The organism is Bacteroides sp. f07, from assembly GCF_042854785.1.
Lineage (GTDB): Bacteria > Bacteroidota > Bacteroidia > Bacteroidales > Bacteroidaceae > Bacteroides.
In genome coordinates this window covers 517,255-534,070 of the sequence record NZ_BAABXI010000003.1, presented here as the reverse complement: position 1 = coordinate 534,070, position 16,816 = coordinate 517,255, and the positions used below count along the sequence as shown (strand labels likewise).

Annotated in this window: 10 protein-coding genes and 1 pseudogene; 8 read left to right on the top strand and 3 right to left on the bottom strand. The window is 44.4% G+C overall.

Annotated features, from left to right (window positions below):
- Nucleotide 1 precedes the first annotated feature (1 nt).
- Nucleotides 2–1,690, top strand: a complete 1,689-nt coding sequence (locus tag ACGHVY_RS22095; protein ID WP_308747324.1) for a S41 family peptidase — start codon at nt 2–4, stop codon at nt 1,688–1,690.
- An 81-nt stretch (nt 1,691–1,771) separates the two neighbouring features.
- Here the strand turns inward: ACGHVY_RS22095 and ACGHVY_RS22090 are convergent.
- Nucleotides 1,772–2,485, bottom strand: a pseudogene (locus ACGHVY_RS22090) (sensor histidine kinase); the annotation flags it as partial.
- Nucleotides 2,486–2,769: 284 nt separating this feature from the next.
- Between ACGHVY_RS22090 and ahcY the strand changes: the two are divergent.
- A complete protein-coding gene (gene ahcY, locus ACGHVY_RS22085) occupies nt 2,770–4,188 on the top strand; it encodes an adenosylhomocysteinase (protein ID WP_308747323.1) in 1,419 nt (472 codons plus the stop codon).
- Nucleotides 4,189–4,262: 74 nt separating this feature from the next.
- Complete coding sequence (locus ACGHVY_RS22080; protein WP_390601589.1) at nt 4,263–6,785, top strand: YfhO family protein; 2,523 nt, start codon at nt 4,263–4,265, stop codon at nt 6,783–6,785.
- Nucleotides 6,786–6,875: 90 nt separating this feature from the next.
- Here the strand turns inward: ACGHVY_RS22080 and upp are convergent, their stop codons facing one another.
- Nucleotides 6,876–7,529: a uracil phosphoribosyltransferase gene (upp, locus tag ACGHVY_RS22075; protein ID WP_390601588.1), complete on the bottom strand. Its 654-nt coding sequence runs from the start codon at nt 7,527–7,529 to the stop codon at nt 6,876–6,878.
- 281 nt (nt 7,530–7,810) lie between these two features.
- On the opposite strand from upp, the gene pckA reads away from it, so the two are divergent.
- Both pckA and ACGHVY_RS22065 read left to right on the top strand, forming a co-directional pair.
- Nucleotides 7,811–9,418: a phosphoenolpyruvate carboxykinase (ATP) gene (gene pckA / locus ACGHVY_RS22070; protein WP_308747138.1), complete on the top strand. Its 1,608-nt coding sequence runs from the start codon at nt 7,811–7,813 to the stop codon at nt 9,416–9,418.
- 122 nt (nt 9,419–9,540) lie between these two features.
- Nucleotides 9,541–12,039: a glycosyl hydrolase family 95 catalytic domain-containing protein gene (locus ACGHVY_RS22065; RefSeq protein ID WP_390601586.1), complete on the top strand. Its 2,499-nt coding sequence runs from the start codon at nt 9,541–9,543 to the stop codon at nt 12,037–12,039.
- A gap of 59 nt (nt 12,040–12,098) precedes the next feature.
- Here ACGHVY_RS22065 and typA read toward each other — a convergent pair whose 3' ends face one another.
- Complete coding sequence (typA, locus tag ACGHVY_RS22060) at nt 12,099–13,898, bottom strand: translational GTPase TypA (RefSeq protein ID WP_308747136.1); 1,800 nt, start codon at nt 13,896–13,898, stop codon at nt 12,099–12,101.
- 156 nt (nt 13,899–14,054) lie between these two features.
- On the opposite strand from typA, the gene rpsO reads away from it, so the two are divergent.
- From rpsO to ACGHVY_RS22045, 3 genes are all read left to right on the top strand, one after another.
- On the top strand, nt 14,055–14,324 hold the full coding sequence (rpsO, locus tag ACGHVY_RS22055; protein ID WP_308747135.1) for a 30S ribosomal protein S15: 270 nt from the start codon (nt 14,055–14,057) through the stop codon (nt 14,322–14,324).
- Between the two features lie 185 nt (nt 14,325–14,509).
- A complete protein-coding gene (locus ACGHVY_RS22050; protein ID WP_308747134.1) occupies nt 14,510–15,085 on the top strand; it encodes an XRE family transcriptional regulator in 576 nt (191 codons plus the stop codon).
- A gap of 29 nt (nt 15,086–15,114) precedes the next feature.
- Complete coding sequence (locus tag ACGHVY_RS22045; RefSeq protein ID WP_390601584.1) at nt 15,115–16,764, top strand: AMP-binding protein; 1,650 nt, start codon at nt 15,115–15,117, stop codon at nt 16,762–16,764.
- Nucleotides 16,765–16,816: the final 52 nt, after the last annotated feature.

The following is a 16,816-nucleotide window of genomic DNA, read 5'->3' as shown; positions in this document are numbered from 1 at the left end:
TATGAAAAAATTGCTGAATGGGCGGGTAGCTATCGTTGTGGTAGCCGTTGTGGCTGCTGTAGCTTTCTTTAGTTTCAAGAGTGGCGACGACCGCAATTTCCAGATTGCCAAGAATCTGGATATATTCAATGCTATGGTAAAGGAGCTGGATATGTTCTATGTAGATACGATAGACCCGAACAAGACAATCCGGGAAGGTATCGACAATATGCTTTATTCGCTGGATCCTTATACTGAATATTATCCGGAAGAAGACCAGAGTGAGTTGGAACAGATGGTAAAAGGTAGCTTTGGCGGAATCGGTTCCCTTATTACTTATAATACGAAGTTGAAACGCTCCATGATTGCCGAACCGTTTGAAGGAACGCCGGCTGCAAAGGCGGGATTGAAAGCCGGAGATGTTTTGATGGAGATTGACGGTGTGGATCTTGCAGGTAAGAATAATGCGGAAGTCAGCCAGATGTTGCGCGGACAGGCAGGTACAAGTTTCAAACTGAAAGTGGAACGCCCGAATGCCAAAGGTGAGCGTACGCCGATAGAATTTACGATTGTGCGTGAATCAATCCAGACTCCTGCGATTCCTTATGCTGATGTATTGGATAATCATGTCGGGTATATTAATCTGAGTACTTTCTCCGGTAATCCTTCTAAGGATTTCAAGAAAGCATTCCTTGATTTGAAGAAAAAGGGAGCCACTTCATTAGTGATTGACCTTCGGAATAATGGCGGTGGCTTGCTGGATGAGGCTGTGGAAATAGCCAATTATTTCTTGCCGCGCGGGAAAGTCATTGTAACGACAAAAGGTAAAATCAAGCAGGCTAGCAATACCTATAAGACTCTACGTGAACCGTTGGATCTGGATATTCCTATTGCCGTGTTGGTGAATAGTGGCACTGCTTCTGCTTCCGAGATTCTGTCGGGTTCTTTGCAGGATCTTGACCGTGCAGTGGTTGTCGGCAACCGTACTTTCGGAAAAGGGCTGGTACAGGTTCCCCGTTCCTTGCCTTATGGCGGAATGATGAAGGTTACTACTTCCAAATATTATATTCCGAGCGGACGTTGCGTGCAGGCTATCGATTATAAGCACCGCAATGAAGACGGAAGCGTAGGCGCTATTCCCGACAGTCTGACCAAGGTGTTCCATACTGCGGCAGGACGTGAAGTGCGTGATGGCGGTGGGGTAATGCCGGATGTTATTGTCAAGCAGGAAAAATTGCCGAACATTTTGTTCTATCTGGTGCGTGACAACCTGATTTTTGATTATGCGACTCAATATTGCCTGGATCATCCTACTATTGTGGCTCCTGAGAAGTTTGAAGTGACGGATGCGGATTATAATGCTTTCAAAGCATTGGTGAAGAAAGCCGATTTCAAATACGACCAGCAGAGCGAGAAGATTCTGAAAACTTTGAAGGAAGCGGCCGAATTTGAAGGGTATATGGAAGGTGCGACAGAAGAATTTAAAGCACTCGAAAAGAAACTGAACCATGATCTTGATCGTGACCTGGATTATTTCTCCAGTGATATAAAGAAAATGATTGCTTCCGAGATTATCAAGCGTTATTATTATCAACGTGGTAATATCATCCAGCAATTGAAAGATGACGACGGCTTGAAGGAAGCGGTAAAAGTCTTGAATGATCCGGCGAAGTATAAAGAAATGCTGAGTGCACCGGTGGCAAAGAAATAATAGCGGATAGATAAAAAGGACGGTGGATAGCTACATTATAAAAGCTATCCACCGTCTTTTTATCTATCTATCAGAATTGTTTTAAGAGCAAATCCGAGGGAGAGTAAAGTAGAATCTGCTTCCTTTGCCTTCTTGGGAGCGTAACCAGATGCGCCCGCCCATCTTTTCTACCAGCATTCTGCAGAGCGTTAATCCCAATCCTGTTCCTTGAATAAAATCATTCACTTTCCCGAAACGGCGGAAAATGCTGGCAGCTTTTTCCGGAGCAATACCGATACCGCTGTCTTTCACATAAAATTCCACGAAATCTTCTTTTTCACGATAACCGAAATGAATTTCTCCTTTTGGAGTAAATTTCGCGGCATTGCTAAGTAGGTTGCTTATGATCTGTATGATACGGTTCCAATCACCGGATGCATACATGTCCGTATCTACATCATCCAAGGTGAGTTTGACGTTACTTTGGGTTTTATAAAGGAATTGTTGTTCCAGTTGCAGGCAGATGTCGATTAGCTTAATAGGGCGGATGTTGAACTTTAGCGTTCCGGCTTCAAGGGATGATAAATCCAGAATATCGTTAAACAGGTTCAGTAGCATTTCGGAGTTTCTATCGATGATTTCAGCATATTGGCTTTTTTCTTCTACAGACTCTGCATGCATGAGCAATTTGGAGAATCCGACTATCGCATTGAGCGGAGTACGAATCTCATGACTCATATTTGCAAGAAAGGCAGATTTGAGCCGGTCCGATTCTTCAGCTTTTATTCTGGCGGCATCCAGCTCCTTTTGCTGTTTGAGACATGGCGAATCGGAAGAAAGAAACTCGTTCTCCTTTTCTAGTTGTTCGATTATTTCTAATAACTCTTCTCTTGTTTTGTTGTCGTAGTTTCGCATAGAGGGTTTACTACTGTTTACTGAAATGTTGTATAAACTGTTTTATCTATTGCAAATATAAGACATTATTTCTATAAACATAGTGACCTGTCAAGTTATTATAATATAAAAAAAACGGATAGCTTTTGCCCTACTAATCAGAATGTTCTATCTTTGTACCAATTATATATTAAATGATTTACAATATGTCTACAGAATTATTCTCTACTCTGCCTTATAAGGTGGCAGATATTACGCTTGCTGACTTCGGACGCAAGGAAATCGATTTGGCAGAAAAAGAAATGCCCGGCCTGATGGCTCTTCGCGAAAAGTATGGAGAATCCAAACCGTTAAAAGGTGCCCGCATCATGGGTTCGTTGCACATGACTATTCAGACAGCCGTGTTGATTGAAACACTGGTAGCCCTGGGAGCTGAAGTACGTTGGTGCTCTTGTAATATATATTCAACACAAGATCATGCTGCTGCGGCTATTGCTGCTTCGGGCGTGCCTGTGTTTGCCTGGAAGGGCGAGACGCTTGCCGATTACTGGTGGTGCACTTTGCAGGCATTGAGCTTTGCTGACGGCAAAGGGCCGAATGTGATTGTGGACGATGGCGGTGACGCTACGATGATGATTCATGTAGGCTATGACGCGGAGAATAACGCGGCGGTATTAGATAAGGAGGCACATGCCGAAGACGAAATAGAACTGAATGCTATCCTGAAGAAAGTATTGGCGGAAGATAAGACCCGTTGGCATCGTGTAGCGGAAGAAATGCGCGGCGTGTCCGAAGAGACAACAACAGGTGTACACCGTCTGTACCAGATGCAGGAAGAAGGCAAACTGCTGTTCCCGGCATTTAATGTGAACGACTCGGTGACGAAATCCAAGTTTGACAATTTGTATGGTTGCCGTGAATCGTTGGCTGACGGTATCAAACGTGCAACAGACGTGATGATTGCCGGAAAAGTTGTCGTGGTATGTGGCTATGGTGATGTAGGTAAAGGCTGTGCTCACTCCATGCGTTCTTACGGAGCACGTGTACTGGTGACGGAAGTTGACCCGATTTGCGCTTTGCAGGCCGCTATGGAAGGATTTGAAGTGGTAACCATGGAAGATGCTTGTACTGAAGGCAACATTTTCGTGACTACTACCGGTAATATTGATATTATCCGTATTGATCATATGGAGAAAATGAAAGACCAGGCTATCGTTTGCAATATCGGTCACTTCGATAATGAAATCCAGGTGGATGCCTTGAAGCATTATCCGGGCATCAAATGTGTGAACATCAAGCCGCAGGTAGACCGCTATTATTTCCCGGACGGTCACAGTATCATCCTGCTTGCCGACGGTCGTCTTGTAAACCTCGGTTGCGCAACGGGGCACCCGTCGTTCGTGATGAGTAACTCATTTACCAATCAGACATTGGCTCAGATCGAACTGTTCAACAAGAAATATGAAGTCGATGTATATCGTCTGCCGAAGCACCTGGATGAAGAAGTGGCCCGCCTGCATCTTGAAAAGATCGGCGTAAAACTGACTAAGCTGACTCCTGAACAGGCTGCTTATATAGGTGTATCTGTAGACGGACCTTATAAGGCCGACCATTATAGATATTAATTAAATGAGGGTGCTGCAAAAGCGTGGTAAGTATATCATGCCGCAGCACCCTCTTTATCAATAGCCAATCCATTATGAAGAAACTCCTTCCCGACTTAATCGCCATCCTGGCCTTTATAATTCTTTCTTTTGCTTACTTCTTTCCGGCTGACATTGAAGGCCGTATTTTGTTTCAGCATGATTCCGTAGCCGGAGTCGGTGCCGGACAGGAATCGAAAGAGTACCGTGACCGCACCGGAGAACGTACGCGCTGGACAAATGCTATCTTTGGCGGTATGCCTACCTATCAGATGTCTCCGAGTTACGACTCGACGAAAGCGCTGAGCTGGGTGGAAAAAGTGTATCGTCTCTACCTGCCGGATTATGTAGTGCTGACCTTTATCATGATGCTCGGATTCTATATCCTCTTGCGGGCATTCGGAATATCTGCCTGGCTGGCGGGATTAGGCGGAGTCATATGGGCTTTCTCTTCCTATTTCTTTATCCTTATACCAGCGGGACATATCTGGAAATTTGTGACGTTGGCTTATATTCCGCCTACGATTGCGGGTGTCGTCCTGGCGTACCGGAAGAAATACCTGTTGGGTGGGATTGTCACAGCTTTATTCATTGCTCTTCAGATTCAGTCCAACCATATACAGATGAGCTACTACTTTATGTTTGTCATCCTGTTTATCGTAGGGGCTTACTTTGAGGATGCTTATAAGAAGAAAGAATTGCCGCATTTCTTCAAAGCCAGCGCGGTTTTGGCATTGGCTGCCGTGGTGGGAGTGTGTATCAATATCTCCAACCTGTACCATACGTATGAGTATAGCAAAGAGACGATGCGCGGCAAAAGCGAGTTGAAGCAGGAAGGACCTGCTGCCAATCAGACAAGTAGCGGACTGGACCGTGATTATATTACGAACTGGAGCTATGGAATTGGCGAAACATTGACTTTATTGGTTCCGAACGTGAAAGGCGGTTCATCATCAGCTACTTTATCACAGAATGAAGCTGCCATGGCAAAGGCTAATCCGATGTATGGCAATATCTATTCGCAATTTCCGCAGTATTTCGGTGACCAGCCGTGGACTGCCGGTCCGGTATATGTAGGGGCATTTGTCATGTTTCTGTTTATATTGGGCTGTTTTATTGTCAAAGGTCCGCTCAAATGGGCATTGTTAGGTGCCACTATTTTCTCTATCCTGCTTTCTTGGGGAAAGAACTTCATGGGGCTGACGGATTTCTTCATAGATTATATTCCGATGTATAATAAGTTCCGTGCCGTATCTTCCATTCTGGTGATTGCTGAATTTACCATTCCTTTGTTGGCGGTTTTTGCGTTGAAGGAAATATTCGGTAAACCGGAAATTCTGAAGTTGAAAGAGAACCGCACAGGGGTGATTGTGACGTTGGTGCTTACAGCCGGTGTTACGTTGATATTGGCTGTTGCGCCCGGTGTTTTCTTCTCAGGTTTCATTACGACACAAGAGATGGCTGCTTTGCAACAAGGACTTCCGGCAGAGCATCTTACTCCGGTGGTCACAAATCTGACGGAGATGCGCGAAGCAATCATTGCTTCGGACGCATGGCGCAGCTTTTTCATTATCATTGTAGGATGCTTCCTCTTATTCCTGTACCAGCAGAAGAAGTTGAAAGCTACTTTTGCTTTGGCAGGTATTGCGCTTTTATGCCTGATAGATATGTGGACTGTCAACAAGCGTTATTTGCATGACGACCTGTTTGTTCCGAAGTCCAAACAGGCGGAAGCATTCGTTAAGACTCAGGCAGACGAAATAATTCTTCAGGATACAACCCTGGATTACCGTGTGCTGAACTTCGTCGGTTTCCCCGGTAATACGTTTAATGAAAATAATACGGCGTACTGGCATAAGAGTGTCGGTGGCTATCATGCTGCCAAACTGCGTCGTTATCAGGAAATGATAGACCACCATATCGTCCCTGAGATGCAGGCTACTTATCAGGCTGTGGCTACCGCCGGCGGTGAGATGGACAGTGTGGATGCTTCGAAGTTCCGCGTTCTGAATATGCTGAATACGAAATACTTTATCTTCCCTGCCGGACAACAGGGGCAACCTGTTCCTGTTGAAAATCCGTATGCTTATGGCAATGCCTGGTTTGTGGATAAAGTACAATATGTGAATAATGCGAATGAGGAAATTGATGCCCTGAATGATATTCTTCCAACGGAAACTGCCATAGTGGATGCGAAATTCAAGGAACAACTGAAAGGTGTGACAGAAGGCTATAAGGACTCTTTGTCCACTGTCCGCCTGACTAGCTACGAGCCGAACCGTTTGATTTATAAGACCTCCTCACCTAAAGACGGCGTGGTGGTATTCTCTGAAATATACTATCCGGGGTGGCAGGCAACGATCGACGGACAGCCGGTGGATATTGCCCGTGCGGATTACATCTTGCGTGCGATGAACGTGCCTGGCGGAGAACATACCATTGAAATGTGGTTCGACCCGCAGAGTATCCATGTCACCGAAAGTATTGCTTATGCGGCATTGGCCCTGTTGTTGATCGGAGTCATGGTTTTACTATGGATGGAGCGACGCAAGGTGACAGAAAAGCCTGAAATGAAATAAGTGAATCATACTCTTGTATACTAGGTCGATTTGTCACATAAGAAACGGCTCTTTTCGCGAAGAAGAGAGCCGTTCTTATGTTGTGTTCTTTTATTCCTTTTCTCCGTAGGCAAGGTCGCCGGCGTCGCCCAGTCCGGGAACAATGTAAGAATGTTCGTTGATTTCAGGGTCGATAGCCGCACACCAGATAGTAGTTTTATCCTCGGGAAATATATTCTTTATATGGTCGATGGCTTGTTGGCTGGCAATGATAGAAGCTACATGGATTTCGGCGGGATGCCCTTTGGTCAGCATAGCCTGGTAACTCAGTTCCATACTGCTGCCTGTTGCTAGCATAGGGTCGGTGATAATCAATGTCTTGTCGTCAATGCACGGTGAAGCGATATATTCTATATGTATATCAAATTTCAGTGTATCCTTGTATTTGCGATAGGCGGAAACGAATGCATTTTCCGCTCCGTCGAAATAGCTCAGAAAGCCCTGGTGAAAGGGAAGTCCGGCACGCAGGATAGTGCTGATGACCAGTTGGTTGTCCGGCGTACTGACCGGGGCTGTTCCCAGTGGTGTCCGGATGTTTTTTACTGAGTACGTAAACTCTTTGCTCATTTCGTAAGCCATGATCTCTCCGATACGCTCGATATTGCGGCGGAAACGCAGGCGGTCATTCTGAACTTCTACATTTCTGATTTCGGATATGTACTGGTTTAGAATCGAATTTGTTTTGCTAAAATCAATTACCTTCATATTATAGTTTAATCATAATTTAATCTCATTTTCATGGTTCTGATATCATACTGGCTTGCAAAGTAAATGATAATCTTTCAAATTGCAACATTCAGTTTGCAGATATTGTTAGGAATTTATAAAAGAGATTCAATTAGGGAAAAATTTCTCTAATACCTTCTTGCTTTCCAAAGAAAGTATTACTTTTGTAGCCGGATTTACAGGGGGCTATCCAAAGCTTCCAATATGTTAAGGTGAAAGAGATAATAAAACAAAATACCAATTTAATTAATTCAAAGAAAATGGCAAATTTAGATTTAAGCAAGTACGGTATCACAGGTGTGACCGAGATTTTGCACAATCCGTCTTATGACGTTTTGTTCGCTGAAGAAACAAAACCGAGTCTGGAAGGCTTTGAAAAAGGTCAAGTAACTGAATTAGGTGCTGTTAATGTAATGACAGGTATCTATACCGGTCGTTCTCCTAAAGATAAATTCTTCGTTAAGAATGAAGCTTCTGCTGATTCTGTATGGTGGACTTCTGACGAATACAAAAACGATAACAAACCTTGTACTGAAGAAGCTTGGGCTGACTTGAAGGCTAAAGCTGTAAAACAACTTTCTGGCAAACGTCTGTTCGTTGTTGATACTTTCTGTGGTGCTAACGAAGCAACTCGTATGAAAGTACGTTTCATTATGGAAGTGGCTTGGCAGGCTCACTTCGTAACTAACATGTTCATCCGCCCGACTGCTGAAGAACTTGCTAACTACGGAGAACCTGATTTCGTATGTTTCAACGCTTCTAAAGCTAAAGTTGACAACTACAAAGAACTGGGCTTGAACTCTGAAACTGCTACTGTATTCAACTTGAAGACTAAAGAACAAGTTATCTTGAATACTTGGTATGGTGGTGAAATGAAGAAAGGTATGTTCTCTATCATGAACTACATGAACCCGCTCCGTGGTATCGCTTCTATGCACTGCTCTGCTAACACAGATATGGAAGGAACCAGCTCTGCTATTTTCTTCGGTCTGTCCGGTACAGGTAAGACTACTTTGTCTACTGACCCGAAACGTAAGTTGATCGGTGACGACGAACACGGATGGGATAACGAAGGTGTATTCAACTACGAAGGTGGTTGCTATGCTAAGGTTATCAACCTGGATAAAGACAGCGAACCGGATATCTACAACGCCATCAAACGCGATGCTTTGCTTGAAAACGTAACTGTTGACGCTAACGGTAAGATTGACTTCACTGACAAGAGCGTAACAGAAAACACTCGTGTTTCTTATCCTATCTACCACATCGAAAACATCGTTAAGCCTGTTTCTAAAGGTCCTCACGCTAAACAAGTTATCTTCTTGTCCGCTGACGCATTCGGTGTATTGCCTCCGGTATCTATCCTGAACCCGGAACAAGCTCAGTACTACTTCCTGTCTGGATTTACAGCTAAATTGGCTGGTACAGAACGTGGTATCACTGAACCGACTCCGACATTCTCTGCTTGCTTCGGTGCTGCTTTCTTGTCATTGCACCCGACTAAATATGCAGAAGAACTGGTTAAGAAGATGGAAATGACTGGTGCTAAAGCATATTTGGTTAACACTGGTTGGAATGGTTCAGGCAAGCGTATCTCTATCAAAGATACTCGTGGCATCATCGACGCTATCCTTGACGGTTCTATCGACAAAGCTCCGACTAAGGTTATTCCTTTCTTCGACTTTGTTGTTCCGACAGAACTTCCGGGTGTTGATCCGAAAATCCTTGACCCGCGCGACACTTACGAATGTGCTTGCAAATGGGAAGAAAAAGCAAAAGACCTGGCTGGACGTTTCATCAAGAACTTCGCTAAGTTTACAGGTAACGAAGCTGGTAAGGCTTTGGTTGCTGCTGGTCCGAAACTCTAATTTATATATTAGATATATTGCACAGAAGGCGGTTCGAATTTCGAACCGCCTTTTTTTTATTTAAGTGGTACTTTTTTATTACCTTTGTAGAAGTATACTAATCTTGAAATAACACTACGATAATGAAGAAGATTTATTCCCTGTTAGTTTGTACCTTTGGGGCTTTTTCTCTTGTGTATGCAGGTGAAACCGATTACACTAAAGGACTTTCCGTTTGGTTTGATACCCCTAATACATTGCAAGGGCATGCCGTATGGTACGGTGGAAGACCAGAAATGTGGAAAGGTAAAGATAAGCCGATAACAGCGGGAAATGGTGCCCGCAATCCGGATGCCGCCTGGGAGTCGCAATCGCTGCCTGTTGGTAACGGCAGTTTGGGCGCGAATATTATGGGCTCGGTTGAAGCGGAACGCATTACTTTTAATGAAAAGACATTATGGCGTGGTGGTCCCAATACGGCAAAAGGTGCGGATTATTATTGGAATGTCAATAAGCAATCGGCACATATTTTAGATGAGATACGGAAAGCATTTGCGGAAGGCGATCAGAAGAAAGCTGAACTGCTGACGCGGCGGAACTTTAATAGTGAAGTTTCTTATGAAGCTGACGGAGAAAATCCTTTCCGTTTCGGTAGCTTCACTACCATGGGAGAGTTTTATGTGGAAACCGGATTGAATATTATCGGGATGAGCGACTATAAGCGTATCCTGTCTGTAGATTCTGCTATGGCAGTCGTGCAATTCAGGAAGGATAAAGTGGCTTATCAGCGTAATTATTTTATTTCCTATCCTGCTAATGTGATGGTGGCACGTTTCAGTGCCGATCAGCCGGGAAAGCAAAATTTGGTTTTTAGTTATGCTCCTAATCCTGTGGCTACGGGAAACATGGCTGCTGACGGCAGTAATGGCCTGGTTTATTCCGCATCCTTGGATAATAACGGGATGAAGTATGTTGTCCGTATCCAAGCTGAGGCGAAAGGCGGTGCGTTAATAAATGCAGATGGGAAATTAACAGTGAAGGGAGCGGATGAAGTCATATTCTACATTACTGCGGATACAGATTATAAGCCAAACTTTGATCCGGATTTTAAAGATCCGAAAACGTATGTCGGTGTCAATCCGGAAGAGACGACAAAACAATGGATGGATAATGCGGTTTCATTAGGATATGCGGCTTTGTTCAATCAGCATTATGATGATTACGCCGCTTTATTTAATCGGGTGAAATTGAATCTGAATCCTACGGCAAAATCTGCCAATCTGCCTACTCCCCAGCGTTTGAGGAATTATCGTAAAGGGCAGCCGGATTATTACTTGGAAGAACTCTATTATCAATTTGGACGTTATCTGTTGATTTCCAGTTCCCGTCCGGGCAATATGCCGGCCAATCTGCAGGGTATTTGGCATAATAACGTAGACGGGCCGTGGCGTGTGGACTATCATAATAATATTAATATCCAGATGAACTACTGGCCTGCTTGTTCGACTAATCTGGGCGAGTGTGTGCTTCCGTTAGTCGATTTTATCCGTACGCTGGTAAAGCCGGGGGGGAAGACTGCACAATCTTATTTTGGAGCAAGGGGATGGACAGCGTCTATTTCCGGCAATATATTTGGTTTTACTACTCCGTTGGAAAGCCAGGATATGTCGTGGAACTTCAATCCGATGGCGGGGCCTTGGCTGGCTACTCATATTTGGGAATATTATGATTATACGAGAGACTTGAAATTTCTGAAAGAAACGGGTTATGACCTGATAAAGAGCAGTGCGGATTTTACGGTCGATTATTTATGGCATAAGCCGGATGGTACATATACCGCGGCGCCATCCACCTCACCGGAGCACGGCCCTATCGATCAAGGGGCTACCTTTGTCCACGCTGTGGTACGTGAGATTCTGCTGGATGCTATTGAGGCAAGCAAAGTGTTGGGTGTAGACAAAAAAGAACGTAAGCAATGGGAACACGTGCTTGCAAATCTTGTTCCTTATAAAATCGGCCGTTACGGGCAATTAATGGAGTGGTCGGTGGATATTGATGACCCGAAGGACGAACATCGTCATGTGAATCATCTGTTCGGATTGCATCCGGGGCATACGGTTTCTCCAATCACTACTCCCGAACTGGCAAAAGCTGCCAAAGTGGTATTGGTGCATCGTGGCGACGGAGCTACCGGTTGGAGCATGGGGTGGAAGTTGAATCAATGGGCACGTTTACAGGACGGCAATCATGCTTATACCTTGTTTGGCAATTTGTTGAAGAATGGAACGCTGGATAATCTGTGGGATACGCATTCGCCTTTTCAGATTGACGGAAACTTTGGCGGAACAGCGGGAGTCACCGAAATGCTGCTTCAAAGTCATATGGGTTTTATCCAGTTGTTACCTGCTTTGCCGGATGCATGGAAGAATGGGTTTGTCAGCGGTATTTGTGCAAAAGGTAATTTTGAGGTGGATATGGTATGGGAGAATAATCAATTGAAGGAAGCTACGGTTCATTCCGGTGCGGGGGGCAATTGTGTGATAAAGTATGCGGATAAGACGTTGGTTTTTAAAACAGTAAAAGGACGTAGCTATCAGGTTAAGTGCGATGCGGCTAAAGGACTGGTTGTAAGTTCTCTTTAAATAAGAAACGGGGAGCAGATAGCCTGTTCCCCGTTTCAATATCATGATATTTGAATTGTTTAGTTCTTATTCGCACGCTTACGTTCGATTTCATCCAGAATCACTTTACGCATGCGCATCGCTTTCGGAGTGACTTCCACGTATTCGTCTTCCTTAATATACTCCAGTGCCTCTTCGAGTGAGAACTGGATAGGCGGAATCAGACGGACTTTGTCATCTGAGCCGGAAGCACGCATATTGGTCAGTTTCTTCGATTTGGTAACGTTGATTACCAGGTCGTTGTCGTGAGAGTGCTCGCCTACTACCTGTCCTGCATACACTTCGTCCTGCGGGAAGATGAAGAACTTGCCGCGGTCCTGAAGTTTGTCGATAGCATAGGCGAAAGCAGTTCCGCTCTCCATAGCAATCATAGAACCGTTTGTGCGGCGTTCGATTTCTCCCTTGTGCGGTTGGTATTCTTTGAAGCGGTGTGCCATGATAGCTTCACCGGCCGAGGCAGTCAGTACATTCGTTCGCAATCCGATGATACCGCGTGAAGGCATATTGAATTCGAGGTTAATACGTTCGCCTGTATTCTCCATCTTCACCATTTCACCCTTGCGGCGGGTGACCATATCAATAATCTTGCTTGAATATTCTTCCGGCACGTTGATTGTCAATTCTTCAATCGGCTCGCATTTCACACCATCGATTTCTTTGAAGATAACCTGCGGCTGACCTACCTGCAATTCATATCCCTCACGGCGCATTGTTTCAATCAATACAGAAAGATGGAGTACGCCACGGCCTGAAACAATCCACTTACCGTCTTCTTCACTCTTTCTTACGCGGAGAGCAAGGTTCTTGTCGAGCTCTTTCGTCAGGCGGTCATGGATATGGCGTGAAGTCACGAACTTGCCATCTTTACCGAAGAAAGGAGAGTCGTTGATAGCAAACAGCATGCTCATGGTCGGCTCGTCGATTGCGATTGGCGGCAATGCTTCCGGATTTTCAAAGTCGCATACAGTATCTCCGATTTCAAACCCGTCGATACCTACCAATGCACAAATATCACCGGAAGAAACTTCCGTTGTCTTTGCGCGGCCTAAACCTTCGAAAACATGAAGTTCCTTGATTTTACTCTTGGATATATCGCCGTTACGTTTTACAAGTGTTACGTTCATGCCTTCCTTTAAAGTACCGCGATGTACACGGCCTACGGCAATACGACCCGTATAGGAAGAATAGTCCAGGGAAGTAATCAGCATCTGCGGAGTTCCTTCCAGTTGTTGCGGAGCGGGAATGTTTTCGATGATACAATCCAGCAGCGGAGTAATGGTGTCGGTCGGATGTTGCCAGTCTGTACTCATCCAGTTATTTTTGGCAGAACCATAAATAACAGGGAAGTCCAACTGGTCTTCTGTTGCGTTGAGACTGAACATCAGGTCGAAAACCATTTCGTATACTTCGTCCGGGCGGCAGTTGGGCTTATCTACCTTGTTAACTACCACAATGGGCTTCAGACCGATTTCCAATGCTTTCTGCAGGACGAAACGGGTTTGAGGCATCGGACCTTCGAAGGCGTCTACCAACAGAATACAACCGTCGGCCATGTTCAACACACGTTCTACTTCACCACCGAAGTCGCTGTGTCCCGGAGTATCAATAATATTAATTTTAGTACCGTTGTAGTTGATGGAAACGTTTTTGGAAAGAATCGTTATACCACGTTCGCGTTCCAAATCGTTATTATCCAGGATAAGTTCACCACTATTTTGGTTGTTGCGGAATAAATTTCCCGCCAATAGCATCTTGTCAACCAGCGTTGTTTTCCCATGGTCGACATGGGCAATGATTGCAATGTTTCTAATATTTTGCATATAATACCTATTATTTGGCTGCAAAGGTACGAAATAAGGATTAGAAATATATGCAATGACAGCAATTTTTTCTTGTAAATCGTTGTGGGATATAAAGATAATCCCTATCTTTGCACGCTCAAAAGAATTATTTACTATATTAAAATTCTAAGAATTATGTATTTAGATGCTGCTAAAAAGCAAGAAATCTTCGGAAAGCACGGGAAGTCTAACACTGATACTGGCTCAGCTGAAGCGCAGATAGCTTTGTTTTCCTACCGTATTTCTCACCTGACTGAGCACATGAAGCTCAACAGAAAAGATTATAGTACAGAGAGAGCTTTAACAATGTTGGTAGGTAAGCGTCGTCGTTTGCTCGATTACCTGAAAGCGAAAGATATCGAAAGATATCGTGCTATCGTTAAAGAACTCGGTTTGCGTAAGTAATCTACTTGCTGCGAAAAGTTTAGAAAGCCGTTTCCCGTTATGGGTAACGGCTTTTTTTAGTTCCTTCTTTTTCTGTCGGATAGTCATATTTTCTTTGATTATAATTGTGTCCATCTAAAGAATTTGCTATTTTTGCAACCTAATTATTATAATTTATCACCTTTGACAACTAAAATACTTACAATATGGATACCAGTAAAATTGTCGGCGAAAAAATTAAAGCTCTCCGTGAGGATAAATCAATTACCATAGAAGAATTGGCACAGCGCTCCGGCCTGGCTATTGAACAGGTTGAGCGTATCGAGAATAATATCGATATCCCTTCTCTTGCACCGCTCATTAAGATTGCTCGTGTGTTAGGGGTACGTTTGGGTACGTTCCTTGACGACCAGGATGAAGTGGGGCCAGTGGTATGCCGTAAGAAAGAGGCCAAAGATGCGATCAGCTTCTCCAATAACGCGATTCATTCCCGCAAACATATGGAGTATCATTCTCTCTCCAAATCGAAAGCGGACCGTCACATGGAGCCGTTTATCATTGATGTGATGCCGACGGAAGATACCGACTTCGTACTTTCTTCTCATGAAGGTGAAGAATTTATTATGGTCATGGAAGGTATCATGGAAATCAGTTATGGTAAGAATACCTACCTGCTTGAAGAAGGCGACAGTATTTATTATGATTCCATCGTTCCTCACCACGTGCACGCTTATGAAGGACAGGCTGCTAAAATCCTGGCAGTGATTTATACACCGATTTAAATAAAGTATTAAGTATAGAAAGAAACTCCATGCAATTATTTGACCGTACTTTGGGACAGTGGCTGGAACACTGGGCTGAAGAGACTCCTGATAAAGAATATATCGTATATTCCGACCGTAATCTCCGTTTTACCTGGAGCCAGTTCAACCGCCGTGTGGATGATATGGCAAAAGGGCTTATCGCCATTGGTGTGGAACGGGGTACGCATGTCGGCATTTGGGCGGCCAATGTGCCCGACTGGCTGACATTACTGTATGCCTGTGCCAAGATTGGGGCGGTGTATGTTACTGTAAATACGAACTATAAGCAAGCCGAACTGGAATATCTTTGCCAGGACTCGGATATGCATACCCTCTGCATCGTGAATGGTGAGAAGGATAGTGACTTCGTACAGATGACCTACACCATGCTTCCCGAACTGAAAACCTGCGAACGCGGACATTTGAAGAGCGAACGTTTCCCGTATATGAAGAATGTAGTGTATGTGGGGCAGGAAAAACATCGTGGAATGTATAACACGGCTGAGATTCTGCTGCTGGGAGATAACGTGGAAGATGACTGTTTGAATGAACTCAAAAGTAAGGTCGACCGCCATGATGTGGTAAATATGCAGTATACATCAGGAACTACCGGTTTTCCGAAGGGAGTGATGCTGACACATTATAATATTACCAATAATGGTTTCTTGACCGGTGAGCACATGAAGTTTACGTCCGATGACAAACTCTGCTGCTGTGTGCCGTTGTTCCATTGTTTTGGAGTCGTGTTGGCTACTATGAACTGTCTGACTCATGGCTGTACGCAAGTGATGGTAGAGCGTTTTGACCCGTTGGTTGTACTGGCTTCTATTCATAAAGAGCGTTGTACGGCTTTATATGGAGTGCCGACCATGTTTATTGCCGAATTGCATCACCCGATGTTCGACCTCTTTGATATGTCTTGTCTCCGTACGGGTATTATGGCAGGTTCTCTCTGTCCGGTTGAGCTGATGAAACAAGTGGAAGAGAAGATGTATATGAAGGTGACCAGTGTCTACGGATTGACGGAAGCTGCTCCCGGTATGACGGCTACCCGTATTGACGACCCGTTTGAAGTACGTTGTAATACGGTAGGCCGTGATTTCGAATTCACGGAAGTGAAAGTGCTCGATCCGGAGACTGGCGAGGAATGCCCGGTCGGCGTGCAGGGTGAGATGTGCAATCGCGGTTATAACACGATGAAAGGATATTATAAGAATCCTGAAGCGACAGCCGAGGTTCTCGATGCCAACAACTTCCTGCATTCCGGTGACTTGGGTATAAAGGACGAAGACGGGAATTATCGGATTACCGGACGTATCAAAGATATGATTATTCGTGGCGGCGAGAATATTTATCCGCGTGAAATCGAGGAATTCCTTTATAAACTTGAAGGAGTGAAAGATGTCCAGGTGGCAGGAATTCCCTCCAAAAAATACGGTGAGGCTGTCGGGGCATTCATCATTCTGCATGAAGGTGTGACGATGCAGGCAGAGGATGTGCGTGATTTCTGTAGAAATAAGATATCCCGTTATAAAATACCGAAATATATCTTTTTTGTGGACGAATTTCCGATGACGGGCAGTGGCAAGATTCAGAAGTTCAGATTGAAAGACTTGGGATTGCAACTTTGCAAGGAACAGGGAATAGAGGTTATCTAAGAACGCCCGATTGATTTAGGACACACAAAGTTTTATTCGATTATAAAAACAG